The organism is Streptomyces sp. NPDC003284 (genome assembly GCF_053589675.1).
Genome location: NZ_JBSFSI010000005.1, coordinates 332,851 through 357,990, shown reverse-complemented (window position 1 = coordinate 357,990; position 25,140 = coordinate 332,851). Strand labels below are relative to the sequence as shown.

23 protein-coding genes and 1 pseudogene are annotated in these 25,140 nt (G+C 72.7%); 16 read left to right on the top strand and 8 right to left on the bottom strand.

Annotated features, from left to right (window positions below; genetic code table 11):
• Positions 1-42 precede the first annotated feature (42 nt).
• Positions 43-1,317: an MFS transporter gene (locus ACWDYF_RS13955; protein ID WP_037895578.1), complete on the top strand. Its 1,275-nt coding sequence runs from the start codon at positions 43-45 to the stop codon at positions 1,315-1,317.
• 102 nt (positions 1,318-1,419) lie between these two features.
• Here ACWDYF_RS13955 and ACWDYF_RS13950 read toward each other — a convergent pair.
• Positions 1,420-1,836: pseudogene (locus ACWDYF_RS13950) on the bottom strand (Uma2 family endonuclease); the annotation flags it as partial.
• Between the two features lie 167 nt (positions 1,837-2,003).
• Between ACWDYF_RS13950 and thpR the strand changes: the two are divergent.
• Entirely contained in the window at positions 2,004-2,588 is a 585-nt protein-coding gene (gene thpR / locus ACWDYF_RS13945; RefSeq protein ID WP_389463106.1) for an RNA 2',3'-cyclic phosphodiesterase, read from the top strand.
• A 196-nt stretch (positions 2,589-2,784) separates the two neighbouring features.
• Here the strand turns inward: thpR and ACWDYF_RS13940 are convergent, their stop codons facing one another.
• The 3 genes from ACWDYF_RS13940 to ACWDYF_RS13930 form a co-directional block, all read right to left on the bottom strand.
• Positions 2,785-3,774 (bottom strand): aldo/keto reductase, encoded by a 990-nt coding sequence (locus tag ACWDYF_RS13940; RefSeq protein WP_389463105.1) that lies wholly within the window; start codon positions 3,772-3,774, stop codon positions 2,785-2,787.
• A 50-nt stretch (positions 3,775-3,824) separates the two neighbouring features.
• Entirely contained in the window at positions 3,825-4,424 is a 600-nt protein-coding gene (locus tag ACWDYF_RS13935; protein WP_389463103.1) for a Uma2 family endonuclease, read from the bottom strand.
• Between the two features lie 96 nt (positions 4,425-4,520).
• Positions 4,521-5,210 carry a GDSL-type esterase/lipase family protein gene (locus ACWDYF_RS13930; RefSeq protein WP_381737361.1) on the bottom strand — a complete coding sequence of 230 codons (690 nt, stop codon included), beginning with the start codon at positions 5,208-5,210 and terminating at the stop codon, positions 4,521-4,523.
• Between the two features lie 153 nt (positions 5,211-5,363).
• Between ACWDYF_RS13930 and ACWDYF_RS13925 the strand changes: the two genes are divergently transcribed.
• From ACWDYF_RS13925 to ACWDYF_RS13915, 3 genes are all read left to right on the top strand, one after another.
• On the top strand, positions 5,364-6,356 hold the full coding sequence (locus ACWDYF_RS13925; RefSeq protein ID WP_389463101.1) for a WD40 repeat domain-containing protein: 993 nt from the start codon (positions 5,364-5,366) through the stop codon (positions 6,354-6,356).
• 98 nt (positions 6,357-6,454) lie between these two features.
• A complete protein-coding gene (locus tag ACWDYF_RS13920) occupies positions 6,455-7,804 on the top strand; it encodes a M48 family metallopeptidase (RefSeq protein WP_389463099.1) in 1,350 nt (449 codons plus the stop codon).
• 55 nt (positions 7,805-7,859) lie between these two features.
• Positions 7,860-8,222 carry a hypothetical protein gene (locus ACWDYF_RS13915; RefSeq protein ID WP_037895567.1) on the top strand — a complete coding sequence of 121 codons (363 nt, stop codon included), beginning with the start codon at positions 7,860-7,862 and terminating at the stop codon, positions 8,220-8,222.
• On the opposite strand, the gene ACWDYF_RS13910 is transcribed toward ACWDYF_RS13915, so the two are convergent.
• Together ACWDYF_RS13910 and ACWDYF_RS13905 are read right to left on the bottom strand one after the other, a co-directional pair.
• The gene (locus ACWDYF_RS13910) at positions 8,158-8,679 is read right to left on the bottom strand and encodes a hypothetical protein (protein ID WP_389463097.1); all 522 of its coding nucleotides are present in this window, start codon (positions 8,677-8,679) and stop codon (positions 8,158-8,160) included. The two genes, ACWDYF_RS13915 and ACWDYF_RS13910, sit on opposite strands and share 65 nt — an antisense overlap.
• 5 nt (positions 8,680-8,684) lie before the next feature.
• Positions 8,685-8,912 carry a DUF397 domain-containing protein gene (locus ACWDYF_RS13905; RefSeq protein WP_381737370.1) on the bottom strand — a complete coding sequence of 76 codons (228 nt, stop codon included), beginning with the start codon at positions 8,910-8,912 and terminating at the stop codon, positions 8,685-8,687.
• Positions 8,913-9,106: 194 nt separating this feature from the next.
• Between ACWDYF_RS13905 and ACWDYF_RS13900 the strand changes: the two genes are divergently transcribed.
• Together ACWDYF_RS13900 and ACWDYF_RS13895 are read left to right on the top strand one after the other, a co-directional pair.
• On the top strand, positions 9,107-9,871 hold the full coding sequence (locus ACWDYF_RS13900; RefSeq protein WP_389463094.1) for a DUF6879 family protein: 765 nt from the start codon (positions 9,107-9,109) through the stop codon (positions 9,869-9,871).
• Positions 9,872-9,889: 18 nt separating this feature from the next.
• The gene (locus ACWDYF_RS13895; protein ID WP_389463092.1) at positions 9,890-10,738 is read left to right on the top strand and encodes a helix-turn-helix domain-containing protein; all 849 of its coding nucleotides are present in this window, start codon (positions 9,890-9,892) and stop codon (positions 10,736-10,738) included.
• Here the strand turns inward: ACWDYF_RS13895 and ACWDYF_RS13890 are convergent.
• Positions 10,728-11,144, bottom strand: a complete 417-nt coding sequence (locus ACWDYF_RS13890) for an ATP-binding protein (protein WP_389463090.1) — start codon at positions 11,142-11,144, stop codon at positions 10,728-10,730. The genes ACWDYF_RS13895 and ACWDYF_RS13890 overlap by 11 nt on opposite strands.
• A 139-nt stretch (positions 11,145-11,283) precedes the next feature.
• Between ACWDYF_RS13890 and ACWDYF_RS13885 the strand changes: the two genes are divergently transcribed.
• Complete coding sequence (locus tag ACWDYF_RS13885) at positions 11,284-12,153, top strand: helix-turn-helix domain-containing protein (RefSeq protein WP_026252416.1); 870 nt, start codon at positions 11,284-11,286, stop codon at positions 12,151-12,153.
• Entirely contained in the window at positions 12,150-12,329 is a 180-nt protein-coding gene (locus ACWDYF_RS13880) for a DUF397 domain-containing protein (RefSeq protein ID WP_389463087.1), read from the top strand. The genes ACWDYF_RS13885 and ACWDYF_RS13880 overlap by 4 nt, the downstream gene beginning before the upstream one ends.
• Positions 12,330-12,430: 101 nt before the next feature.
• Here the strand turns inward: ACWDYF_RS13880 and serC are convergent, their stop codons facing one another.
• Positions 12,431-13,549, bottom strand: a complete 1,119-nt coding sequence (serC, locus tag ACWDYF_RS13875) for a phosphoserine transaminase (RefSeq protein ID WP_381737379.1) — start codon at positions 13,547-13,549, stop codon at positions 12,431-12,433.
• Between the two features lie 156 nt (positions 13,550-13,705).
• On the opposite strand from serC, the gene ACWDYF_RS13870 reads away from it, so the two are divergent.
• The 7 genes from ACWDYF_RS13870 (at position 13,706) to ACWDYF_RS13840 (ending at position 25,126) form a co-directional block, all read left to right on the top strand.
• Positions 13,706-16,666 (top strand): FAD-binding and (Fe-S)-binding domain-containing protein, encoded by a 2,961-nt coding sequence (locus ACWDYF_RS13870; RefSeq protein ID WP_389463084.1) that lies wholly within the window; start codon positions 13,706-13,708, stop codon positions 16,664-16,666.
• Positions 16,667-16,897: 231 nt separating this feature from the next.
• Positions 16,898-17,878: an EamA family transporter gene (locus ACWDYF_RS13865; protein WP_389463320.1), complete on the top strand. Its 981-nt coding sequence runs from the start codon at positions 16,898-16,900 to the stop codon at positions 17,876-17,878.
• Between the two features lie 91 nt (positions 17,879-17,969).
• Positions 17,970-18,773, top strand: coding sequence for a TIGR03084 family metal-binding protein (locus ACWDYF_RS13860; protein ID WP_389463082.1), 804 nt, complete (start codon positions 17,970-17,972; stop codon positions 18,771-18,773).
• Complete coding sequence (locus ACWDYF_RS13855) at positions 18,770-20,458, top strand: acyclic terpene utilization AtuA family protein (RefSeq protein ID WP_389463080.1); 1,689 nt, start codon at positions 18,770-18,772, stop codon at positions 20,456-20,458. The genes ACWDYF_RS13860 and ACWDYF_RS13855 overlap by 4 nt, the downstream gene beginning before the upstream one ends.
• Entirely contained in the window at positions 20,455-22,053 is a 1,599-nt protein-coding gene (locus tag ACWDYF_RS13850) for an acyl-CoA carboxylase subunit beta (RefSeq protein WP_389463078.1), read from the top strand. Before ACWDYF_RS13855 ends, ACWDYF_RS13850 begins: the two co-directional genes overlap by 4 nt.
• Positions 22,054-22,064: 11 nt before the next feature.
• Complete coding sequence (locus ACWDYF_RS13845; RefSeq protein WP_389463075.1) at positions 22,065-23,969, top strand: acetyl/propionyl/methylcrotonyl-CoA carboxylase subunit alpha; 1,905 nt, start codon at positions 22,065-22,067, stop codon at positions 23,967-23,969.
• Positions 23,966-25,126: an acyl-CoA dehydrogenase family protein gene (locus tag ACWDYF_RS13840; protein ID WP_381737395.1), complete on the top strand. Its 1,161-nt coding sequence runs from the start codon at positions 23,966-23,968 to the stop codon at positions 25,124-25,126. Before ACWDYF_RS13845 ends, ACWDYF_RS13840 begins: the two co-directional genes overlap by 4 nt.
• Positions 25,127-25,140: the final 14 nt, after the last annotated feature.

Sequence of the window (25,140 nt, the reverse complement as noted above, 5' to 3'; positions counted from 1 at the left end):
GCCCCCGCACCGACGGCCCACGACTCGCCCCGCAGGTCCTCGATGTTCAGTTCGCTGAAGGTCAGGAACTACCGGCTGTTCTTCCTGGGCCAGGTCGTCTCCAACACCGGCACCTGGATGCAGCGCATCGCCCAGGACTGGCTGGTCCTCAGTCTCACCGGCTCCTCCGCCGCCGTGGGCATCACCACGGCCCTCCAGTTCCTGCCGATGCTCCTGTTCGGCCTCTACGGCGGCGTCCTCGTCGACCGGCTGCCCAAGCGTCCCGCCCTGCTCGTCACCCAGTCCGCGATGGCCCTCACCGGCCTGGCGCTCGCCGCGCTCACGCTCAGCGGCCACGTCCAGGTCTGGCACGTCTACCTCGCCGCGTTCGCGGTCGGCATGGCCACGGTCGTGGACAACCCGGCCCGCCAGTCCTTCGTGTCCGAGATGGTCGGCCCCGAGCAGCTCCAGAACGCGGTCAGCCTGAACTCGGCGAACTTCCAGTCCGCCCGGCTGGTCGGCCCCGCCGTCGCGGGCCTCATGATCACCGGGGTCGGCACCGGCTGGGCCTTCCTCGCCAACGGCCTCTCCTTCGTCGCGCCCATCGGCGGCCTGCTGCTGATGCGCGCCCGTGAGCTGCACGCCGTCCGGCGCACCCCGCGCGGCAAGGGCCAGCTCCGCGAGGGCCTGCGCTATGTCGCGGGCCGCCCCGACCTGGTCTGGCCGATCGTGCTGGTCGGCTTCATCGGTACCTTCGGCTTCAACTTCCCGGTGTGGCTGTCGGCCTACGCCGACGACGTCTTCCACGCCGGAGCCGGTGCCTACAGCCTCTTCAACACCGTCATGGCGGTCGGCTCCCTGGTCGGCGCCCTGCTCGCCGCCCGGCGCGGCACCGCCCGGCTGCGGGTGCTGGTCGGCGCCGCCGCGCTCTTCGGCGTGCTGGAGATCGTCGCCGCGCTGGCCCCGTCGTACTGGCTGTTCGCGCTGCTGATGGCGCCCATCGGCGTCTTCGGCCTGACGGTCAACGTCACCGCCAACACGGCCGTCCAGATGTCCACCGACCCGGCCATGCGCGGCCGGGTGATGGCCCTGTTCATGATGGTCTTCGTGGGCGGCACCCCGCTGGGCGCGCCCCTGGTCGGCTGGGTCACCGACGCCTACGGCGCCCGGGTCGGCTTCGCCCTCGGCGGTCTCATCTCGCTCACCGCGGCCGTCACCATCGGCCTGGTCCTGACCCGCCTCGGCGGCCTGCGCCTCACGGTCGGCTGGCACCGCGGCCACCCCCGGGTCGGCCTCGTCCCGCGGGAGCGCCGGGAGGAACTGGCGGCGGCGGCGTGAACGAGTTCCCCCGGGGCAGTCCCGGGGGAACTCACTGGTCCTGAGGACGAGACCGACGGGGGTGCCGGTCAGGTCGATGTCGTCGCCGAAGCCGAGGCTGAGTCCGCCCCGGTACTCGCCGTCCTTCGGCAGGGTGTGCAGGTGCCACACACCGGTGTACGGGTCCACGATCAGATACACCGGCACTCCGGCGGCGGCGTAGGCGTCCTTCTTCGGCCCGTAGTCGTTCCTGGCGGTGTCCTTGGAGATCACCTCGGTGACGATGTCGACGCCCTCGGGCCGCCAGTGGCCGTTCTCGTCCTGCTGGGCGCGCTCCCCCAGGGCCACGACGTCGGATGCGAAGCCGTTGAGATACCCGGGGTAGTCCATGCGGACATCGGACACCACGCGCACGCGCGGATACCGGGCACGCAACTGCTCGTAGACGGCGGCGGTGATCTCCCAGTGTGTTGTCCGCTGCGCCGTCACGTGGATGTGCCCACCGACGATCTCGGTCTTGAAGCCCTCGGGGACACGCATGCGTTCCAGTTGCTCGAACAGAGTGTCGAGGGTGAGTCCGTGGCTCTGGTCGGCCATCTGGGTCCCGTCCGCGTGGTACAGCCCCGGTACCGCTTCCTCCGGCCGCCGCCGGGCCGCCTGCGGCTGAGCAGTACAACGACACGCACCGTGCCGGGGACACTGGACCCATGAGACTCTTCGCCGCCGTCCTGCCCCCGCCGGACGTCCTGGACGCCCTGGCGGACGAGGTGGCGGCGCTGCGCGCGCTGCCCGGCGCGGACCGGCTGCGCTGGACCGGTCGGGCCGGGTGGCACCTCACGCTCGCCTTCTACGGCGAGGTCGCCGAGGAGACCGTGCCCGAGCTGGAGACCCGCCTCGTGAAGGCCGCGCACCGCACCCGCCCCTTCCCCCTCGCCCTGCGCGGCGGCGGCCGGTTCGGGCACGGGAAGGCGCTGTGGACCGGCGCGGAGGGCGATCTGCCGGCGCTGCGGCTGCTGGCAGAACGCGCCCAGGCGGCCGGCCGCAGGGCGGGCGCGCCGGGTACGGCGGCGGACGGGCACCGCCCCTACCGGCCCCATCTGACCCTGGCCCGCGGCCGCCCGCCCCTGGCGGACGTCCGTCCGCACGCCGACGCCCTGGCCGGCTTCACCGGCCGCACCTGGACGGTCGACGAGATCGTCCTCGTACACAGCCTGCTGCCCGCCTCCGGGGTGCCCGGCGCACAGCCCCGCTACGACACGGTCGCCCGCTGGCCGCTGGGCGGCGCCGGTTAGGCTCGCATGCGTGGACCCGAAAACCCGGAACCGGATCATGGCCGGTGCGCTTGTGCTGATGTTGATCGTCGTCGCCATCGCGGCAGCGGTCGGCCGGTGACCGCGGGCGCGGCGGCGACGGCCACCGCGCCCGCGCCCGTTCAGGTGCCCCCGGCCCGCCAGACCCGCCAGGCCCGCCTGACCCGACCGGCCCGCCTCACCAGGCGAAGGCCTCCGGCGACGGCCCCGGCCCCGGGAAGATCGCGTCCAGCTCGGTCAGCAGTTCCTCGCTCAGCTCCAGCTCGACGGCGCGCAGCGCGGACGCGAGCTGCCCGGCGGTGCGCGGACCGACGATCGGACCGGTCACCCCCGGCCGGGTGAGCAGCCAGGCGAGCGCGGTCTCGCCCGGTTCGAGGCCGTGCTTGTCGAGCAGGTCCTCGTACGCCTGGACCTTGCCGCGCAGCTCCGGATCGGCGAGGGAGTCGACGGTGCGCCCGCCGGAGCGGCGGCCACCCTCCGCCTGCTTCTTGAGCACCCCGCCCAGCAGCCCGCCGTGCAGCGGCGACCAGGGGATGACCCCGAGCCCGTAGTCCCGGGCGGCCGGGATGACCTCCATCTCGGCGCGCCGCTCGACCAGGTTGTACAGGCACTGCTCGCTGACCAGGCCGTACGAGCCGAGCCGGGCCGCGGTCTCGTTCGCCTGGGCGATCTTGTACCCGGGGAAGTTGGAGGACCCGGCGTAGAGGATCTTGCCCTGGCGCACCAGGACGTCGACGGCCTGCCAGATCTCCTCGAAGGGGGTGGCGCGGTCGATGTGGTGGAACTGGTACAGATCGATGTGGTCGGTGCCCAGCCGCTTGAGGGAGGCGTCGACGGCCCGCCGGATGTTCAGCGCGGAGAGCTTGTCGTGGTTGGGCCAGGGCTCGCCGTCGGTGCCCATGTTGCCGTAGACCTTGGTGGCGAGGACGACCTTGTCCCGGCGGTCGCCGCCCCGGGCGAACCAGCTGCCGATGATCGACTCGGTGCGGCCCTTGTTCTCGCCCCAGCCGTACACATTGGCGGTGTCGAAGAAGTTGATCCCGGCGTCCACCGCCGCGTCCATGATCGCGTGGCTGTCCGCCTCGTCGGTCTGCGGACCGAAGTTCATCGTGCCGAGGACCAGCCTGCTGACCTTGAGTCCGGTGCGTCCGAGCTGTGTGTACTTCATGACTCCCCAGCCAACGACTTCGAGTGCGCTCCAGGCAAGAGCGAGTCGCCTCAGTCGCGCGGGGTGTCGCGGGGGAACTCGTCGGTCGGCACGAGGAGGTCCACCGACGTGCCGGTCAGGTCGACATCGGTGCCGAAGTCGACCACGGTCCTGCTGCCGTAGTCGCCGTCCTCGGGGTCGGCGTGCACGAAGCAGCGCCCCTGGTAGGGGTCGGCGATGACGTAGACGGGGACCTCGGCCTCCGCGTAGGCGAACTTCTTGGGGCCGTAGTCGTTCGGTGCCGTGCCCTCGGAGATGACCTCGGCGACGAAGACGACGTCCTGGTGGCGCCAGTGGCCCTTGGCGTCCTTCTTCGCGCCCTCACGGAGCAGGGCGACGTCCGGACAGAAGCCGTTCTGGTGGCCGGGGAAGTCGATGCGGACGTCGGAGAACACCATGGCTTCCCTTCCGAACCTGTCGTCGATCGCCCACAGGAATCGCCGGATGATCTGCCAGTGTGTGTCCCGCTGCGGTGTCATGAAGACGCTGCCCCCGACGATCTCGACCCTGAATCCTTCGGGGACGGGCATACGCTCAAGACGCTCGAACCACACGTCCAACTGCTCGGTACTGGCGTCGGTCATCGCGATCCTGTCTTCCAGGACGGTCATCGTGGCGCTCCTCCCCGGTTGCCTCGCGGAGAGGGCAACCGCGCGGTACAACGATACGCACAGCGCCGGAGAGACGCCGGTATTCGGCCATTCCGGTCAGTCTGTTCCCGTCACGTACGGCTGTCCGATGCCCCAGCCCTGGTGCATCGCGTCCGCGAACGCCCGCGCGATGACGTGTTCGCCGCCGGTGTTGGGATGCGTGCCGTCGTAGGTGTCGCGGTCGATGTCGTGGCCGTTGGGCCAGGTGGCGAGCAGCAGCGGGGAGCGCGGCTCGTCGAGGTCGGCGGCGGCCTTGGCGAGGAGGTCGTTGAACAGGGCGACCTGGGCGGCGAAGGGCGCGTCGTCGCGGGCGCGGACGTTCGGGGCGACCGGGAGCAGCACCGCCCGGACGCGGGGGTTGGCGGCGCGCGCCCCGGCGACGAAGGCGCGCACGTTCTCCTCCGTCTGTCCGGCGTCGGTGTAGAAGCCCAGGTCGATCAGGCCGAGGGAGACGAGCAGCACATCCGCCCGGCAGGCGCGCACCGCCTCGCCGATCACCGGCGCCATGTGCGTCCAGCCCTCGCCCCACCCGGCCAGGTGGGCGCGCGGGAAAGCGGGGTCGGGGTCGGCGTACGCGTACGACACGGGTGCGTCGGCCGCCTTGTCGTACAGCGCCTCGCGCGGGCCGACCAGGGTGAACGGGCCGTCGTACGTGGCGCGCAGATGCCGCCACAGCCGGTAGCGCCAGGTGTGCTCCCCCGCGCTCCCGATCGTCATGGAGTCACCGACGGGCATGAACCTGAGCATCCGCTCATGATGGACGATCGGCGCGGCGCGCGGCGGCCCGGGGGTGTTCCCGGGGTGCGCCGGGGCCGCTCCGGGGCGGCTCCGCGGTCGCCCTCGTGCGCGGGCGGACGGCCACCCCGCCTGAACACCCGCGGGTGATGGCAGGCTTGGGGCATGCGCCGACCGTCCGCCCTGCTTGCCGGGGCCCTGTTCTTGGGCGCGTTCGCCGTGCCCGCCGCCGCCTCGCCCGTCCTCGCCGCCGACGGGGACGGCGGGTTCACCATCACGGACCCGAGGATCAAGGAGTCCAGCGGCCTCGCCGCCTCGCACCTGCACCCCGGGATCTACTGGACCCACAACGACAGCGACGACGGTCCGTACCTCTACGCCGTGGACAGCCGCACCGGGAAGACCGTCGCCAGGGTCACCCTCGCGGGCATCGGCCGCCCCCGCGACGTCGAGGCGATCTCCATAGGCCCCGGCAACGAGATCTACGTCGGCGACATCGGCGACAACCTCGACGGCACCTGGCCCCATGTGTGGATCTACCGGCTGCCCGAGCCGAAGGAGCTGAAGGACCAGACGGTCCGGGCCACGCAGTACGTGGTGAAGTACTCCGACGGCGCTCGCAACGCCGAGTCGCTGATCGTGCACCCGAAGACGGGACGCGTCTACATCATCGACAAGAAGGAGGACGGCGGCCACCTCTTCGAGGGCCCGGCCCATCTGTCCGCCTCCGGGACCAACGTCTTCAGGCCGATCGCCCCCGTCGACCTGTGGGCCACCGACGCCGCGTTCTCCCCCGACGGCACCCGGCTCGCCGTGCGCGGCTACTTCGGCGGCATCTACTACGACTGGAACGGCGGGAAGATCAAACGCCTCGGCACCCTCGACATGCCCCTGCAACGGCAGGGCGAGTCGGTCACCTACAGCGCCGACGGCACCAAGCTCCTCTACGGCAGCGAGGGCGCCGAGAGCCCCGTGAAGGCGGAGGACGCGCCCGGGGGCGGGGCGGACGGCTCCGGTTCGTCCAAGGACGGCAAGTCCGGCGCCTCGGACACGGCGGGCAGCGGCACCACGGGCAAGCTCACCAAGGGCGCCGTCGCGGTGCTCGCCGTCGCCCTCGCGGTGTTCGGGCTGGGACGGCTCTTCCGGCGCCGGTCGTGAATCCCGCTTTACCGGACCGGGTTGACATGATCAGATCTCCCTGCCGTGTTCGGGCGGCCCTTGGGGAGGGGCCGCGAGGAGGGGAGAGCAGCACCGTCATGTCCACCGCTGTGGGGGGAACGACCCGGCCGTGCCCGGAATGCGGGGCGCAGATCCCGGTCGACGAACGGTTCACCGTCTGGTGCGCCTCCTGCGACTGGAACGTCGACCCGGGGGAGCGCCAGAAGCAGCAGGAACAGCAGCAGAAACAGGAGACGCGGAAGAAGCGGGGGAGGCGGCCGGGACAGGACCGGCTGGAGGAGGCCCGGCGCGCGCTCGCCCGGCGCCACGGCGAGCGGCTGCACGCCGAGGTGACCCGGGACGGCGCCGGCCTGCGTGCCCGGCGGGACGGCGCCTCGGTCCTCGCGTACGTGATCGCCCTCGCCGTGCACGGCGTGACCGCGGCGCTGCTGTTCGGCGGGGTCGCGTGCCTGGTGTGGGGCTGGGGGAGCGGCCTGATGCTGCTGGGGGCCGTGCTGCTGGTGATGGCCGTGGCACTGCGGCCGCGCCTGTCCCCGCCCCTCGGCGACGGCACCGTACTGCGCCGCGCCGACGCGCCGGAGCTGTACGCGCTCGTCGACGAGGTCGCCGAAGCCGTCGGCACCCGCGGTGTGGACACGATCAGCGTCGGCAAGGCGATCAACGCCGGTGTCATGTCCCGCGGCCTGCGCGGGCACCGTGCCCTGGACCTGGGCCTGCCGCTGTGGGAGGTGCTGACCCCGCAGCAGCGGGTCGCGCTCCTGGGCCATGAACTGGGCCACTACGGCAACGGCGACACCCGGCACGGCAGGGTGGTGGGCAGCGCGCTGCGCTCACTGGCCACCTGGCGCTACTACTTCCTGCCGACCCCGCGGCCGTCCCTCGGCGAGATGATCGTCAACGCCGTCTACGCGGTGCCCCTGCTGCTCGTCCAGGGCACGCTGACCCTGCTCGACCATCTCACCCTGCGGGCGACCCAGCGCGCCGAGTACCTGGCCGACCGGGAGGCCGCCCGCACCGCCTCCACCGAGGCCGCCGTGGGGCTGATGGACCGGATGCTGGTGCTGGACTCCGTCGACGTGTTCCTGCGCCGCGAGTGCAACAGCGCGGCGCTGGCCGGGGCGCGTTCGGCCCGCGGCGACGCGGCGGGCGCACGGGACGGGGACGACCTCTGGACGCGGCTGGCCGCGCACCTGGCGTCCGTACCCGAGCACGAGTACGAGCGTCAGCGGCGCGCGGGCGCCCGGCGCGGGAACAGCGTCGACTCCACCCATCCGCCGACCCACCTCAGGCGCGCCTGCCTCCTGGCCGGGCCGCCCGCCGCGGCCGCCGTGGTCCTCGACGAGGTCCGGCAGCAGCGGATAGCCGCCGAACTCGCCACGGCGCGCGCCCAGGTGGCCCGCGGTATCGTCCGGGACGGCGTCGCCTGAGCACCGGCCGTGCGGCGCGACGCCGCGCCGCACGCGAGCGGAGGAGAGCGCGGACATGAGGACACGCACCCTGAGGTTCGGCCTCTACGCCGACGAGCAGGGCCTGGCCTGGGTCACCGGCCTCGTCCAGGAGGCCGCGCGGGCCCGCGGGGCCCGGCTCCTGGGCCAGGAGGTGCGCCGCGAACTGCCGGGCAGCGGAACCGGCCTGACGACCGCCGAGATGTACGACTTCCTCGCGGAACAGTGGTTCTACGAGCACCCGGGCCGTCCCGCGGGCACCCGCGAACCCGTCGAACTCCACGTCCGCCTGGCCTGCTCCCTGCGCACCTGGCGGTCGATCCGCAAGCAGGTCCTCACCGCCCTGTGCCCGGAGGGTGATGCTCCGCATGCCTGCCGGGTTCCGTGGTTCGCGGCGTGAGCGGACACGGCAGGCGGGGGCGCAGCCGGTTCGGCGAGCAGGTCACCACGGCGAGGGAGAGGTACGAGGGCCGCTCCAGATAGAACCCGAGGGCCACGTCACCGCCCGCCCTCAGCCGCTCGGCCGCGGCGCCGGCGAGGGCGGCCAGGCGGCCCGGTTCGCGAGCCGCCCTGCTCGCGAACCGTGGTGCGTACGCGCCCAGTCGCCCACCGAGCCAGTCCACCGCCCCCTCCGGCTCCTGCCACGTCCCCCGCACCGCCGTACGCGGCTTGACCAGCCAGTACGCCGTCTCCAACGGTGGCAGCTCCGAGGCCGGGAACGCGGCGGCGACCTCCCGGTACCGCTGGACCAGCTCCGGCCGGCTGCCGGGCGGCGGCTCCGGGTGCGGCGGGCGCCGCAGCGCGTCCTGGTCGAAACGCTCCTTCGGGCCGGTCCACAGATAGGCGTGGTGGTGCACCGGGGTCAGAGAGGCAGCCCGAACCGGGTCGGATCGATCCCGGCCGCGCTCAGCTCCTCCGAGGTGAACCGCAGCGGCTCGGCATCCGGCCGCTTGCTGTCCCCGAGGGCCCAGGCGTCCGCCCCGATCCGGGCGAGCGTCACACACCCCTCGGTGCAGGGGCCTCCGCAGGCCCTGACGAAGGAGGCGTCGGTGAGGTCGAGGGCGTAGAGGTCGTCGTCTGCGTTGAGCATGGGTTCTGTCCTTCCCGTGTCGCCATGTGGCGGCCTGACTTCTCTGCGTGACGAAGCTAGGCGGGAAGGGCTCGACTCGGGCGCGAATATTCTCCGTTATTCCCCTGCGGTGACTCTGGATGCATGGACATTCACACAGAGGCACGGACATGCTGAGCGCGCCAACATCGTCGAGGGTTGAGGAGTGGGGCCGGATGGCGCGCAGGTTACGGTTCAACGGGACGGGGAGCAACGGTGGCGGATGCCCCTCCGTGCACGAGGACTTGGACAGCGGCGAGGTGATCGTGCACGGGCCTCCGCTCGGCCAGGACGACGTCGCACAGCTCCAGCACCTTTCCGAGGGGGAGGTCGCCGTGGTGGTGCCGCGCGACCTGCTGGTGGACTGGACGCCGAAGGAGCGGACGCGGCAGGTGCGGACCATCGATCTGGACGAGTTCGGCGACCTGTTCGGCAAGTTCGAACACACCGCGTGGCGCCTGGAGACACGGCGGCGGTACGCGAGCGACGAGACCGGCGATGCCTGGAAGCAGTTCATGGAGGTCGGGCACGTCTCGGAGGACTGGACCGAGGACACGCCGGTCAATGCCTTCCGCAGGACGATCCAGGCCCAGAGTGCGGAGGGCAAGCGCATCGAACGGGTACGGCTGGTGGACGAGTCCCCCACCACCGGCCAGCGCTACCTGCTGGGGCACGCTCGGTGGAACATCGAGTCCGGCGAGGACATCCGGAACATGTGGCGAGCCGACGCCGATCGACTCCGGCTGCCCGCCGAGGACTTCTGGCTGTTCGACAGCCGACTCATCGCACTCCTGCGCTTCGATGACGACGACCAGCTCACGCACGTGGATCTGATCACGGAGCCCGCGGAGGTGGTGCGCTGCTGCATGATCCGGGATGCTGCTTGGCACCACGCCGTACCGTGGAAGCAGTTCATGGCGGAGATGCGCAGCGACACGTAGGGGCAAGAGCGGGCACCGGTGAGCACGGACTATCAGAGGGCGCGCGAGGAACTGGGCCGGAGGCTGCGGGAGTTACGCGTCGAGCACCCTGATGGCCGGCTCACCGGTACGGAGCTGGCCCGACGGCTGGGGTGGCCCCAGTCGAAGGTCAGCAAGTTGGAGAGCGGTCGGCAGACACCCACGGTCGGCGACCTCCGGGCATGGGCCGAGGCGGTGGGCCGGCCGACCGCCTTCGATGAGCTGCGGGCTCGGCTGAAGGGCTTCGAGAGTCACATCCGGTCCTGGCGGCGGCTGCTCGCGGCAGGCCATGCTCCGGTGCAGGAGACGTGGAACGCCCTCGTCAGCGAGTCGCGAACGCTCCATGTGTGGGACGACCACGTCGTCAACGGCCTCCTTCAGACCGCCGACTACGCCAGAAGCCTCTTCACATCGCATGCAGGGCTCCGCCGTTCTCCGCAGGACACGGAGAACGCGGTACGAGCCCGGATGAAGCGGCAGGAGTGGCTGTACCAGCCGGGCAAGCGGTTGAACCTGCTGATGTGGGAAGCCGCGCTTCGGTCCCGTGTCTGTGCGCCGGAGGTTCTGGCCGCTCAACTGGACCGGCTTCTCGGCGTCGTGGGTATGGACACCGTCCACCTGGGGGTTGTGCCCCTGGACGCTCCCTTGCGCGTTCCGGCCGGGAACGGGTTCTGGATTCTGGACGACCGGCTGGTCACGGTCGAGGACTGGCACGCCGAACTCTGGCTCGACGATGCGGAAACGATCGCTCTCTACCGGCGAGCCTGGGATGCGCTCGCGGAGTCGGCTGTCTTCGGGGCCGAAGCCCAGCAGGTGATCGCCCGCGTCCGCCGGAGCATCAAGCCCTGACGCCGGCCTGCCGGGCCTCGGCGAGCGTGAACTGGGCCCACACGCATTTCGTGTACGGCTCCTGTCGGCACCCCCACGCGTCGGCCAGCGCCGTCACGAGGGCCAGACCGCGCCCGCCCTCCTCGTCCGGGGCGGCGTCGTGGAGCCTGGGCAGTCTGTCCCGGTCGGGATCGGAGACCTCCAGCAGCAGGTCCGGCCCGTCCAGGGTGAGGGTGACCCTGACCTGGGCGTAGGTGACCCGGCAGTGGAGCACGGCGTTGGTGACGAGCTCGCTCGTCAATAAGGCGACGGAGTCGGCGAGTTCGCCGGTGATGCCCCAGTCCGCGAGCGCCTTGGCGGTGCGTTGGCGTGCGGCGGGGACGTGCCTTCGGTGCTTGGGGATGCGGAAGGTTTCCGTGGAGGGCATGCCCCGGAAGCTAGGGGCGAATCTGGGTTGCCTGCAATAGGCTTCAGTGAATGCATTCACTTGTCCACTCGATCGAGTGATGGACTCTCGGGGTGGGTGACCTCTGTGGCATCGTGACCGCCAGGAGAGGGGAGACACCATGCCCGCAGGTGGACGACCGACCGTGCGCAGCAGGCGCCTGGGAACGGCGCTGAGGCAATATCGGCTGGCCGCGAAGCTGGACCAGCCGCAGGCGGCGGAGGTCATCGCGGCGAGTCAGGCCAGGATCAGCAGGCTTGAGAGCGGCAGCGTGACCGCGCGCGTCATCGAAGTGCGGCTGCTGCTGGACGCGTACGGGATTGAAGATCTGGAAGTCCGCTCCAAGCTGGAGGATTTGGCCAAGCACTCCAAGAAGCGCGGCTGGTGGCTCGAACACGCGGAACACCTGCGACCGGACTACCTGGACCACATCGCCCTGGAAGACGATGCGACCTATATCCGGGAGTGGCAGCAGGTTCTGGTACCCGGACTCCTTCAGACCTCTGCTTACACAGAGGCCGTCATCCAGACGAGCCCCACCTATATGCCTTCCGAACGCGTCGCCAAGATGCTCAAGGTGCGGGAGGCGCGCCAGGCGAAGATCAACGAGGGCGGTGCCGCGTACTCCGCTGTCATCTGGGAAGCGGTGATCAGCCATCCGCTGGTGAGCGTCGAGATCCACCGGCAACAGCTCTCGGCGATCCTTGAAGTGGGGAAGCGGAAGAACGTCACCGTGCAGGTACTCCCATTCAGCGTAGGAGCACTGGCCACAGTGACTTCGGCCTTCTCCACCTTCAGTTTCGACTCGGAACCGACGGTCCAGGCGGTGGCCCTGGAGAACCTCAGAGGGACATCGGTTCTTGAAGGGCCCGAAGACCTTGCCGCTTACGCGAATATGTACGACCTACTACGATCGGCGGCACTGGCGCCGGACGCGAGCGCGAAGCTCATCCGGGGTGTACTGCGGACCTTGAAGGAAGACTCATCGTGACCGAGGCTATAGGCCCCTTCCGGAAGTCGTCGTACTCCGGTGCGGAGAGCAACTGTGTAGAGGTTGCCCGCACAGCGGACCGCGGCCGTGCCGTCCGTGACAGCAAGCAGCAGGACGGCCCCCTCCTCACCGTCTCCCGTGACGGCTGGCAGGCGTTCCTCCAGCAGTTCGCGTAGGCGGCACGCACGCACGCGCGCGTATGCACGACGGAGGGCGCCCTCGGAGACGTACTCCGGGGGCGCCCTCCGTCACACGGGTCACCGTCGTGGACGGACGGTCACAGCTTCTCGATGACGTAGTCGACGCACTTCGTCAGCGCCTCGACGTCCGCCGGGTCGATCGCGGGGAACATCGCGATACGGAGCTGGTTGCGGCCGAGCTTGCGGTAGGGCTCGGTGTCGACGATGCCGTTGGCGCGCAGGGCCTTGGCGACGGCGGCGGCGTCGATCTCGTCGGCGAAGTCGATCGTGCCGATGACCTGGGACCGCTTGGCCGGGTCGGCGACGAACGGGGTGGCGTACTTGGACTCCTCCGCCCAGGTGTACAGACGGTTCGAGGAGTCCTTGGTGCGGGCGGTGGTGAAGTCCAGGCCGCCCTGGCCGTTCATCCACTCCAGCTGCTCGTTGAGCAGGAAGAGGGTGGCCAGCGCCGGGGTGTTGTACGTCTGGTTCTTGCGGGAGTTGTCGATCGCCGTGGGCAGCGAGAAGAACTCCGGGATGTGGCGGCCGGAGGCGTGGACGCGCTCGGCGCGCTCGATCGCGGCGGGGGAGAACACGCCGATCCACAGGCCGCCGTCGGAGGCGAAGGACTTCTGCGGGGCGAAGTAGTAGACGTCGGTCTCGGAGACGTCGACCGGCAGGCCGCCCGCGCCGGAGGTGGCGTCGACCAGCACGAGCGCGCCGTCGTCGGCACCGGCCACGCGCCGGATGGGCATGGCGACACCGGTCGAGGTCTCGTTGTGGGTGAGGGCGTAGACGTCGGTGCCGGCCTCGGCCCGCGCCTCGGGGTGGGTGCCCGGGTCGGCGGAGACGACGGTGGGCTCGGCCAGCCACGGCGCGAGCTTGGCTGCCTTGGCGAACTTCGAGCTGAACTCGCCGAAGGTGAGGTGCTGCGACTTGTTCTCGATCAGACCGTGGGTCGCGATGTCCCAGAAGGCGGTGGAGCCGCCGTTGCCGAGGACCACCTCGTAGCCCTCGGGGAGCTGGAACAGCGCGCTGATGCCCTCGCGCACCTTGCCGACCAGGTTCTTGACGGGAGCCTGACGGTGGGAGGTGCCCATGAGGGACGTACCGGTGGCGGCGAGGGCGTCCAGCGCCTCGGTGCGCACCTTGGAGGGGCCCGCGCCGAAGCGTCCGTCGGCGGGCTTGATGTCAGCGGGGATCTCGATGTCGGCCACGGATCGGAGGGTAGTCGCTGGGCGAAACGGGACGTAACCGTGTCCGTCCGATGAGACGAGACGGACTAGTGGTGTGCTCGTCATTTCGTACGACGAGAATGGAGGCGCTGTGGACAACTTCGGGTGACGATCCGTGGCCGGATGCATTCTGGACGCATGACGGATCAGACGGATCGCTCGGCCCGGTCGGCGCCTCATGCCGGCTCGGCTCTTGAGGCGGACCTGCGGCGCGCCGTCCGGGGCGAGGTCGGTTTCGACGTCACCTCCCGGGCGCTGGTCACCATGGACGCCTCCAACTACCGCCGGGTCCCGCTGGGCGTGGTGGCACCGCGGGACGCCGACGACGTGGCGGCGGCGCTCGCCGTGTGCCGGGAGCACGGCGTGCCGGTGGTCCCGCGCGGCGGCGGCACGTCGATCGCGGGCCAGGCGACCGGCACCGGCGTGGTGCTGGACTTCACCCGGCACATGAACCGGGTGCTGGAGCTCGACCCCGTGGCCCGGACCGCCGTCGTCCAGCCGGGACTGGTGCTCGACCGGCTCCAGGAGGCCGCCGCCCCGCACGGACTCCGCTTCGGACCCGACCCGTCCACGCACAGCCGCTGCACGCTCGGCGGCATGATCGCCAACAACTCGTGCGGCTCCCACTCGGTGGCCTGGGGCACGACCGCCGACAGCGTGCGCGAGTTGTCCGTGCTCACCGCGCGCGGCGAGCGGCTGCGTCCCGGCAAGGAGTGGGCCGGGGCGCCGGACGGGCTGCGCGCGCTGGCCGAGGGCGAGTTGGCCCGGCTGCGCACCGGCTTCCCCGACCTCCCCCGCCGTATCTCCGGGTATGCGCTGGACGCCCTGCTGCCCGAGCGCGGCGCCGACGTGGCGCGGTCCTTCTGCGGCTCGGAAGGCACCCTGGGCGTGCTGACCGAGGCGGTCGTGTCCCTGGTCCGCGCTCCGGCCGCACGGGCGCTGGCCGTGCTCGGGTACGCGGACGAGGGCGCCGCCGCCGAGGCGGCCCCCGCGCTGCTGCCCCACCGGCCGCTCACGGTGGAGGGCATGGCCCGCGACCTGGTGCCCGCCTCGGCGTCCGGGCTGCCCCGGGGCGGCGCCTGGCTGTTCGTGGAGACGGGCGGTGACACGGAGGCGGAGGCACGCGCGCGAGCCGAGGCGATCACCGGCGCGGCCGACGCCGTCGACACCCTGGTCGTCACCGACCCGCGCGCGCAGCGCGCCCTGTGGCGCATCCGCGAGGACGCCGCCGGTACGGCGACCCGGATGCCGGACGGCACCGAGGCCTGGCCCGGCTGGGAGGACTGCGCGGTGCCGCCCGCCCGGCTGGGCCCCTATCTGCGGGACTTCCGCTCCCTGCTCAGGGCCCACGACCTGCGCGGCACTCCGTACGGGCACTTCGGCGACGGCTGCATCCACGTCCGCATCGACTTCGACCTGCTGACCGAGGCGGGCGTCGGGCGGTTCCGGCTGTTCTCGGAGGAGCTGGCCGACCTGGTGGCCGCGCACGGCGGCTCGCTGTCCGGGGAGCACGGCGACGGCCAGGCCCGCGCCGAGCTGCTGCCGAGGATGTACGGCGCGCGGACGGTCGCCCTGTTCGAGCGCGCCAAGGCCGTCTGGGACCCCGACGACCTGCTCAACCCGGGCATGCTGGTCCGCCCCGCCCCGCTGGACGCTGGCCTCCGCTTCGCCGTGCTGCCGCGCGAACCGGTGGACGTCGCCTTCGGGTATCCGGCCGACGGCGGCGACTTCGGCGCGGCGGTCCGCCGGTGCGTCGGCGTCGCCAAGTGCCGTACGACGGAGGCGTCCGGGACCGCCGTGATGTGCCCGTCGTTCCGGGCGACCGGCGCCGAGGAGCACTCCACGCGCGGCCGGGCCCGGCTGCTGCACGAGATGCTCGCGGGCGAGCTGATCACCGACGGCTGGCGCTCCACGGAGGTGCGGGACGCCCTCGACCTGTGCCTGGCCTGCAAGGGCTGCCGCTCGGACTGCCCGGTCGGCGTCGACATGGCCACGTACAAGGCGGAGTTCCTGCACCACCACTACGCCGGGCGCCGCCGCCCCGCCGCGCACTACTCCATGGGCCTGCTCCCGCGCTGGCTGCGCTGGGCGGCGGCCACCCGCACGGCACCGGTCCTCAACGCGCTCGCCGCCGTCCCCCCGCTGGCCGCCGTCGCCAAGCGCCTGGCCGGGATCGCGCCCGAGCGCGCCATCCCACGCCTGGCGACGCGGCCGTTCACCCGCTGGTGGCGCACCCGGCGGCGGCCGGTCCCGGCGGGCGGCGGCGACCTGGTCGTCCTGTGGCCCGACACCTTCACCGAGCATCTGTCGCCGTCCGTGGGCAGCGCCGCCGTACGGGTGCTGGAGGCGGCCGGGCTCCGGGTGGCGCTGCCGCCGACGCTGCGGCTGCCCGGGGCGCGCATCGGCGACGGGAGATCGGCCGCCGTGAACCCGCTCTCCGTCCTGCGGGGCCGGGGCCGCGTCTGCTGCGGCCTCACCTACGTCTCGACGGGCCAGCTCGACCGCGCCCGTACGGTGCTGCGCCGCACCCTCGACCTGATGGAACCGGTCCTGGAGACCACCGCCCCGGTCGTCGTCCTGGAACCGAGCTGCGCCGCCGCGCTCCGCACCGACCTGCCCGCCCTGCTGCCCGAGGACCCGCGCGCCCAGCGCCTGGCCGACCGCGTGCTGACCTTCGCCCAGGCCCTTGAGCGCCACGCCCCCGGCTGGCGGCCACCCCGCCTCGACCGTCCCGTCGCTGGTCAGACCCACTGCCACCAGCACGCCGTCCTCGGCGACGAGGCGGAGCGCCGACTGCGTACAGCGGCGGGCCTGACCGGCGACCTCTCCGGCGGCTGCTGTGGCCTGGCCGGTGACTTCGGCTTCGAGAAGGGGCACTGGGAGGTGTCCACGGCGTGCGCGGAGGAACAGCTCCTGCCCTCCGTGCGCAGCGCCCCGGACGGCACGGTGGTCCTGGCGGACGGCTTCTCCTGCCGTACGCAGCTGGAGCAGCTCGCCGGGGTGCGCGGCAGACACCTGGCGGAGGTGCTGGCCGCGGCACTGGACGGCGCCGGTGCGGCCCCGGGCGGGGGAGGGGACGGAGGTGCCGCCACGGAATGACAGCCTCCGGGGTGGGGGCGTAAGTTCCATAAGAGGTTCACACGCCTGACCCGGTCCACTACCGTGGACGTACCAGTACATCGCGGCGTACCGGTACACCTACACCGCGATGAACGCCTGCCGGACCACCCCTCCCGGCGGCGCCCCCCACGCACACCACCCCCGCCCCCTGCCCCGACCCTTCCCGCACCAGCCCCTGGACCGCCCGTGAGCACCCCCGACGCCGCACCCATGACCTCCGTCCCGTCGCCCTCCTCGTCACCCCTGCCGTCGGCGTCGGCGTCGGCGCCGGGTGGCCCGCAGGGCGCACAGGGCGCACAGGGTGCCCCCGGCGGCTCGGGCCGTCTCGGGTCCTTCGGGCCCGTGGGTCTGGTGCTCGCCGGGTGTGTGTCCGTGCAGTTCGGCGGCGCGCTCGCGGTGACGCTGATGCCGAGGGCGGGCGCGCTGGGCGTGGTGAGCCTGCGGCTGCTGGTCGCCGCGATCGTGCTGCTGGTGGTCTGCCGCCCCCGGCTGCGCGGGCACTCGCGCGCCGACTGGGGCACGGTGGTCGCGTTCGGTGTGGCCATGGCCGCGATGAACGGCCTCTTCTACCAGGCCGTCGCCCGCATCCCCCTCGGCCCCGCCGTCACCCTCGAAGTCCTCGGCCCGCTCGCCCTGTCGGTGGTGGCCTCGCGCCGGGCGGTCAACGCGGTCTGGGCGGGTCTCGCCCTGGTCGGCGTCTTCCTCCTCGGCGGCGGTGGCTTCGGCGGACTCGACGGGGCCGGGGCCGCCTTCGCGGTGGGCGCGGGCGCGATGTGGGCGGCGTACATCGTCTTCAGCGCCCGCACCGGACGGCGCTTCCCGCAGGCCGACGGGCTCGCCCTGGCGATGGCGGTGGGCGCGGTGCTGTTCCTGCCGCTGGGCATCGCGGAGTCCGGCACGAAGCTGGCCGACCCGACGACCTTCGGCCTCGGCGCCGCGGTGGCGGTGCTGTCCTCCGTCCTCCCGTACACCCTGGAACTGCTCGCCCTGCGCCGCCTGCCCGCCGCCACCTTCGCCATCCTGATGAGCCTGGAACCGGCCATCGCCGCCCTGGCCGGTTTCCTCGTCCTCAGCCAGTCCCTGGCCCCCCTCGAACTCGTCGCGATAGCCCTGGTCATCGCGGCGAGCATGGGTGCGGTACGCACCCAGATAGGCCGGGGCAAGCCCCCGGCCCCCCGACTGGACTCCTGACATCGGGCCACTGTCCCGGGGCGTCTACGCCCGGTAAAAAATCATGCAAGCACGCTTGATTGTTTTCAATGGCGCTGCCATGCTCCCTGCCATGGCCGATCCGACACCCGTGTTCGACGATCTGCGGCAGGAAAGCGAAGAACTCGACCGGCTGGTCGCGTGGTTGGCGCCGCGGGAGTGGGGGCTGGCGACGCCCGCGCCCGGGTGGAGCGTGGCGCATCAGATCGCGCACCTCGCCTGGACGGACCGTTCCGCGCTGCTCGCCGTCACCGACGCGGACGGGTTCCGGGAGCTGGTGGAGAAGGCGCTCGCCGAGCCCGACGCGTTCGTGGACCGGGGCGCGGAGGAAGGCGCCGGGCTGCCGTCCGATGTGCTGCTGGCCCGGTGGCGGGAGGTCCGCGCCGGACTCGACACGGCGCTGCGGGCCGCGCCGCCCGGCGCGCGCTTCCCCTGGTACGGGCCGCCCATGTCGGCGGCGTCGGTGGCCACCGGGCGGCTGATGGAGACCTGGGCGCACGGACAGGACGTGGCGGACGCGCTGGGTGTGGTGCGCGCACCCAGTGACCGGCTGCGGCATGTGGTGCGCATCGGGGTGCGGGCGCGGGACTTCGCGTTCGGGGTGCGGGGACTGCCCGTGCCGGAGGAGGAGTTCCGGGTGGAGGTGCGCGGGCCCTCCGGCGACCTGTGGACGTACGGACCCGAGGGCGCCGCGCAGCGCGTCACCGGCCCCGCGCTCGACTTCTGCCTGCTGGTCACCCAGCGCGCCCACCGCGCCGACCTCGCGGTACGCGCCGAGGGGCCGGACGCCGGCCGCTGGCTGGACATCGCCCAGGCGTTCGCCGGGCCCCCGGGCGCCGGACGCGCGCCCAGGACGGACGGGGGACCGGCCGCGTGACGCTGCGCATCGGCAATGCCTCCGGCTTCTACGGCGACCGCTTCGACGCCATGCGCGAGATGCTCACCGGCGGCGGCCTGGACGTCCTCACCGGCGACTACCTCGCCGAACTGACCATGCTGATCCTGGGCCGCGACCGTCTGAAGGACCCGGCCGCCGGATACGCCCGCACCTTCCTGCGGCAACTGGAGGAGTGCCTCGGCCTCGCGCACGAGCGGGGCGTGCGGATCGTGGCCAACGCGGGCGGACTGAACCCGGCCGGGCTCGCCGCACGGGTCCGGGAGCTGGCCGACCGGCTCGGCCTTCCCGTCCGTGTCGCCCATGTCGAGGGCGACGACCTCACCGCCTCCCATCCGGGCGGCCTCGCCGCCCACGCCTACCTCGGCGGCTTCGGGATCGCCGCGTGCCTGCGCGCGGGCGCCGACGTCGTCGTCACCGGCCGGGTCACCGACGCCTCCCTGGTCACCGGCCCCGCCGCCGCCCACTTCGGCTGGCGGCCCGACGACTGGGACCGGCTCGCGGGCGCCACCGTCGCCGGGCACCTGCTGGAGTGCGGCGCGCAGGTCACCGGCGGCAACTACGCCTTCTTCGCCGGTCACCCCCTCGACCGCCTGCGCCACCCCGGCTTCCCGCTCGCCGAGCTCCACGACGACGGCAGCGCCGTCGTCACCAAGCACCCCGGCACCGGCGGGGTCGTGGACACCGGCACGGTGACCGCCCAGCTCCTCTACGAGACCGGCGGCGCCCGCTACGCCGGGCCCGACGTCACCACGCGGCTGGACACCGTACGGCTGCGCCAGGACGGGCCGGACCGGGTGCGGGTGGACGGGGTGCGCGGGGAGGCGCCGCCGCCCACCCTCAAGGTCGGCGTCAACCGGCTCGGCGGCTTCCGCAACGAGGTCACCTTCGTCCTCACCGGGCTCGACATCGAGCGCAAGGCCGAGCTGGTGCGGCGGCAGCTCGACGACGCGCTGCGCGCCGCGAGGCGCGCCCCCGCCGAGGTCCGCTGGGACCTCGTGCGCACCGACCGGCCCGACGCCGACACCGAGGAGACGGCCAGCGCGCTGCTCCGCCTCGTCGTGCGCGACCGGGACCCGGAGGCGGTGGGCCGGGCCCTCAGCGGCGCCGCCGTGGAACTGGCGCTGGCCGGATACCCCGGCTTCCACGTCCTCGCCCCGCCCGGCAAGGGCGCCCCCTACGGCGTCTTCGAGGCCGCCCATGTGCCCCAGGACTCCGTCCCGCACACGGCCGTCCTGCACGACGGCCGCCGTCTCACCGTGCCGCCCGCGCCCCGGGCGCGCGCCCTGGCGGACGTGCCCGCACCGGATCTGCCGCCGCCGCTGCCGGACGGCCCGGTGCGGCGGGCGCCGCTCGGTCTGGTCGCCGGGGCCCGCAGCGGCGACAAGGGCGGCAGCGCCAACGTCGGGGTGTGGGCACGGACCGACGACGCCTGGCGGTGGCTCGCGCACGAGCTGACCGCCGACCGGTTCCGGGAGCTGATCCCGGAGGCCCGCACGCTGCCCGTGACCCGGCACGCGCTGCCCGCGCTGCGCGCGCTGAACTTCGTCGTCGAGGGGATCCTCGGCGAGGGCGTCGCCGCCCAGCACCGCTTCGATCCGCAGGCCAAGGCCCTCGGGGAGTGGCTGCGCGCCCGCCACCTGGACATTCCGGAGGCTCTGCTGTGACGGTCCTGCCCACCGCCCTGGACACCGGCTCCGCCGAACACCGGGCGAACCGCGAGGCCATGCTCGCCAGGCTCGCCGCACTGGAGGCCGAGCACGCGAAGGCGCTCGCGGGCGGCGGCCCCAAGTACGTCGAACGGCACCGCGGACGCGGCAAGCTGCTTGCCCGCGAGCGCATCGAGCTGCTGCTCGACCCCGACACGCCCTTCCTGGAGCTGTCGCCGCTGGCCGGCTGGGGCAGCGAGTACACCGTCGGCGCCTCGCTGGTCACCGGGATCGGTGTCGTCGAGGGCGTCGAGTGCCTGATCACCGCCAACGACCCGACCGTGCGCGGCGGCGCCAGCAATCCGTGGAGCCTGAAGAAGGCCCTGCGCGCCAACGACATCGCGCTCGCCAACCGGCTGCCCTGCATCAGCCTGGTCGAGTCCGGCGGCGCCGACCTGCCCTCCCAGAAGGAGATCTTCATCCCCGGCGGCGCCATCTTCCGGGACCTCACCAGGCTCTCGGCGGCCGGTGTCCCGACCGTCGCCGTCGTCTTCGGCAACTCGACGGCGGGCGGCGCCTACATCCCCGGCATGTCCGACCACACGATCATGGTCAAGGAGCGCGCCAAGGTGTTCCTCGGCGGGCCGCCGCTGGTGAAGATGGCCACCGGCGAGGAGAGCGACGACGAGTCGCTGGGCGGCGCCGAGATGCACGCGCGCGTGTCCGGCCTCGCCGACCACTTCGCCGTCGACGAACGCGACGCGCTGCGCCAGGCGCGCCGGGTCGTCGCCCGTCTCCACCACCGCAAGGCCCATCCCGATCCCCCCTTCGCACCGCCACCCAAATACGACAACGAGGAACTTCTCGGGATCGTTCCGGGCGATCTGAAGGTCCCCTTCGACCCGCGCGAGGTCATCGCCCGGATCGTCGACGCCTCCGACTTCGACGAGTTCAAACCGCTGTACGGGACCAGCCTGGCCACCGGCTGGGCGAGCCTGCACGGCTACCCGGTCGGCATCCTGGCCAACGCGCGGGGGGTGCTGTTCAGCGAGGAGTCGCAGAAGGCCGCGCAGTTCATCCAGCTCGCGAACCAGCGCGACATCCCGCTGCTGTTCCTGCACAACACCACCGGCTACATGGTGGGCCGCGAGTATGAGCAGGGCGGCATCATCAAGCACGGCGCCATGATGATCAACGCGGTCTCCAACTCCCGCGTCCCGCACCTGTCCGTGCTCCTGGGCGCCTCCTACGGCGCCGGGCACTACGGCATGTGCGGACGGGCCTACGACCCGCGCTTCCTGTTCGCCTGGCCCAGCGCCAAGTCGGCCGTGATGGGCCCGCAGCAGCTCGCGGGCGTCCTGTCGATCGTCGCCCGGCAGTCGGCGGCGGCCAAGGGACAGCCCTACGACGACGACGCGGACGCGGCGCTGCGCGCCATGGTCGAACAGCAGATCGAGGCCGAGTCGCTGCCGATGTTCCTGTCCGGGCGGCTCTACGACGACGGCGTCATCGACCCGCGCGACACCCGCACCGTGCTCGGCCTGTGCCTGTCCGCCGTCCACACCGCCCCCTACGAGGGCGCCCGCGGCGGCTTCGGCGTCTTCCGGATGTGAGGGACCGTCCTGTGATTTCCCACCTGCTCGTCGCCAACCGGGGCGAGATCGCCTGCCGGATCTTCCGCACCTGCCGCGCACTGGGCATCCGCACCCTGGCCGTGCACTCCGACGCGGACGCGGACGCCCTGCACGCGCGCGTGGCCGACGCCGCCGTACGCCTGCCGGGGGACACCCCCGCCGAGACGTATCTGCGCGGCGACCTGATCGTGAAGGCGGCCCTCGCGGCCGGGGCGGACGCCGTGCACCCCGGCTACGGCTTCCTCTCCGAGAACGCCGGATTCGCCCGCGCCGTCCTGGACGCGGGCCTGGTCTGGGTCGGCCCGCCGCCCGAGGCGATCGAGGCGATGGCGTCCAAGACCCGCGCCAAGCGGCTCATGGGCATCGCGCCCCTGGACGAGGTCACCGAGGCCGACCTGCCCGTCCTGGTGAAGGCGGCGGCGGGCGGCGGCGGCCGCGGGATGCGGATCGTACGGCGCCTGGCGGATCTGGAGACCGAACGGGCCGCCGCGCGCGCGGAGGCCGCGCACGCCTTCGGCGACGGCGAGGTGTTCACCGAGCCGTACCTGGAGGACGGCCGCCACATCGAGGTGCAGGTGCTCGCCGACACCCACGGCACCGTGTGGGCGCTGGGCACCCGCGACTGCTCCCTCCAGCGCCGCCACCAGAAGGTCGTCGAGGAGGCACCCGCCCCCGGGCTGTCCGCCGCCCTCGAAGAGGAACTGCGCGAGCTGGCGGTACGGGCCGCGCGCGCCGTCGACTACACCGGCGCCGGGACCGTCGAGTTCCTGGTGGCCGGCGGCCGGGCGCACTTCCTGGAGATGAACACCCGCCTCCAGGTGGAACACCCCGTCACCGAGGCCGTGTTCGGCGTCGACCTGGTCGCCGAGCAGCTCCGCGTCGCCGAGGGCCACGCCCTGCCCGCCGCACCGCCACGCGCGCGTGGACACGCGATCGAGGCCCGCCTGTACGCCGAGGACCCCGCCCGCGACTGGGCCCCGCAGACCGGCACCCTGCACCGCCTCGCCGTCCCGGACGGCGTCCGCCTGGACACCGGCTACACCGACGGCGACACCATCGGCGTGCACTACGACCCGATGCTCGCCAAGGTCGTCGCCCACGCCCCCACGCGCGCGGAGGCCGTCCGCCGCCTCGCCGGGGCCCTGGAACGCGCCGAGGTGCACGGCCCGGTCACCAACCGCGACCTGCTCGTCCGCTCCCTGCGGCACGAGGAGTTCACCGCCGGCCGCATGGACACCGGCTTCTACGGCCGCCACCTCGCCGGGCTGACCGCGCCCGAGCCCGACCCGTACGCCCCGCTGGCCGCCGCCCTCGCCGACGCCCACGGCCGCTCCCGCTTCGGCGGCTGGCGCAACGTGCCCTCGCAGCCGCAGGTCAAGCGCTACCTGATGGCGGGCGAGGAGCACGAGGTCCGCTACCGGCACACCCGCGCGGGACTGGCCGCCGACACCGGAGAGGTGCGCGTGGTCCAGGTGGACGCGCGCCGGGTCGTCCTGGAGGCGGACGGCGTACGGCGCCCGTACACCGTCACCCGCTACGGCGACCGGGTCCATGTGAACGGCACCGCCCTGACCGCCCTGCCCCGCTTCCCCGACCCGGCCGCCCAGCGCGCCCCCGGGTCCCTGCTCGCCCCCATGCCCGGCACCGTCGTCCGCCTCGCCGACGGCCTCGCCGAGGGAGCCGCCGTACGGGCCGGAGAGCCCCTGCTGTGGCTGGAGGCGATGAAGATGGAACACAAGATCTCCGCGCCCGTCACCGGCACCCTCACGGCCCTGCACGCCACCCCCGGGCAGCAGGTCGAGCCCGGCGCGCTGCTGGCGGTGGTGCGGGAGGACCAGGGGCACGGAGAACCGCGCGAGCAACCCCAGCCCACTCGCACCCGGGAGACCGCATGAGCCCCGTCATCGAAACCGAAGAGCACAAGGCCCTGCGAGCCGCCGTGTCGGCGCTCGGCAAGCGCTACGGCCGCGACTACATCGCCCGCACCGTCGCCGAGGGCCGCCACCCCGCCGAACTGTGGGCCGAGGCCGGAAAGCTCGGCTACCTCGGCGTCAACCTGCCCGAGGAGTACGGCGGCGGAGGCGGCGGCGTCGCCGAACTCTGCCTCGTCCTGGAGGAACTGGGCGCCGCGGGAGCCCCGTTGCTGATGCTGGTCGTCTCACCGGCCATCTGCGGCACCGTCATCGCCCGCTTCGGCACCGAGGAGCAGAAGCGCGCCTGGCTGCCCGGGATCGCCGACGGCACCCGCACCATGGCCTTCGCCATCACCGAACCCGACGCCGGGTCCAACTCCCACCGCATCACCACCACCGCGCGCCGCGACGGCGACGACTGGCTGCTCACCGGCCGCAAGGTGTTCATCTCCGGGGTGGACATCGCCGACGCCGTGCTCGTCGTCGGCCGCACCGAGGACGCCCGCACCGGCCGCCTCAAGCCCTGCCTGTTCATCGTCCCGCCGGACGCCGAGGGCTTCGGGCGCCGCCCCATCGACATGGAACTGAACGCGGCCGAGAAGCAGTTCGAGCTGACCCTGGACGACGTGCGGCTGCCCGCCGACGCGCTCGTCGGCGACGAGGACGCGGGCCTGCTCCAGCTGTTCGCCGGACTCAACCCCGAACGCATCATGACCGCCGCCTTCGCGATCGGCATGGGCCGCTACGCGCTGGAACGGGCCCTGGAGTACGCCCGCGAGCGCTCCGTGTGGAAGACCCCGATCGGCGCCCACCAGGCCATCGCCCACCCGCTCGCCCAGGCCCACATCGACCTCGAACTGGCCCGCCTGATGATGCAGAAGGCCGCCCACCTGTACGACGCGGGCGACGACATCGGCGCCGGGGAGGCCGCGAACATGGCCAAGTACGCGGCCGGGGAAGCCTGTGTGAAGGCGGTCGACCAGGCCGTGCACACCCTCGGCGGCAACGGCCTCACCCGCGAGTTCGGCCTCGCCTCCCTGATCACCGCGTCCCGCGTGGCCCGTATCGCCCCGGTCAGCCGGGAAATGATCCTGAACTACGTGTCCCACCAGAGCCTGGGCCTGCCCAAGTCGTACTGACCCGCCGACCCGCC

Bases quoted from the DNA above. Each gene is read 5' to 3' on its own strand.
- ACWDYF_RS13865 (WP_389463320.1), top strand. From the start codon at position 16,898: ATGACCTCCGTCCCGTCGCCCTCCTCGTCACCCCTGCCGTCGGCGTCG.
- ACWDYF_RS13870 (WP_389463084.1), top strand. From the start codon at position 13,706: ATGACGGATCAGACGGATCGCTCGGCCCGGTCGGCGCCTCATGCCGGC.
- ACWDYF_RS13930 (WP_381737361.1), bottom strand. From the start codon at position 5,210: ATGCTCAGGTTCATGCCCGTCGGTGACTCCATGACGATCGGGAGCGCG.
- ACWDYF_RS13935 (WP_389463103.1), bottom strand. From the start codon at position 4,424: ATGACCGTCCTGGAAGACAGGATCGCGATGACCGACGCCAGTACCGAG.
- ACWDYF_RS13905 (WP_381737370.1), bottom strand. From the start codon at position 8,912: ATGCTCAACGCAGACGACGACCTCTACGCCCTCGACCTCACCGACGCC.
- ACWDYF_RS13885 (WP_026252416.1), top strand. From the start codon at position 11,284: ATGCCCGCAGGTGGACGACCGACCGTGCGCAGCAGGCGCCTGGGAACG.
- ACWDYF_RS13900 (WP_389463094.1), top strand. From the start codon at position 9,107: ATGGCGCGCAGGTTACGGTTCAACGGGACGGGGAGCAACGGTGGCGGA.
- ACWDYF_RS13860 (WP_389463082.1), top strand. From the start codon at position 17,970: ATGGCCGATCCGACACCCGTGTTCGACGATCTGCGGCAGGAAAGCGAA.
- ACWDYF_RS13920 (WP_389463099.1), top strand. From the start codon at position 6,455: ATGTCCACCGCTGTGGGGGGAACGACCCGGCCGTGCCCGGAATGCGGG.
- ACWDYF_RS13955 (WP_037895578.1), top strand. From the start codon at position 43: ATGTTCAGTTCGCTGAAGGTCAGGAACTACCGGCTGTTCTTCCTGGGC.
- thpR (WP_389463106.1), top strand. From the start codon at position 2,004: ATGAGACTCTTCGCCGCCGTCCTGCCCCCGCCGGACGTCCTGGACGCC.
- ACWDYF_RS13940 (WP_389463105.1), bottom strand. From the start codon at position 3,774: ATGAAGTACACACAGCTCGGACGCACCGGACTCAAGGTCAGCAGGCTG.
- ACWDYF_RS13925 (WP_389463101.1), top strand. From the start codon at position 5,364: ATGCGCCGACCGTCCGCCCTGCTTGCCGGGGCCCTGTTCTTGGGCGCG.
- ACWDYF_RS13915 (WP_037895567.1), top strand. From the start codon at position 7,860: ATGAGGACACGCACCCTGAGGTTCGGCCTCTACGCCGACGAGCAGGGC.
- ACWDYF_RS13840 (WP_381737395.1), top strand. From the start codon at position 23,966: ATGAGCCCCGTCATCGAAACCGAAGAGCACAAGGCCCTGCGAGCCGCC.
- ACWDYF_RS13890 (WP_389463090.1), bottom strand. From the start codon at position 11,144: ATGCCCTCCACGGAAACCTTCCGCATCCCCAAGCACCGAAGGCACGTC.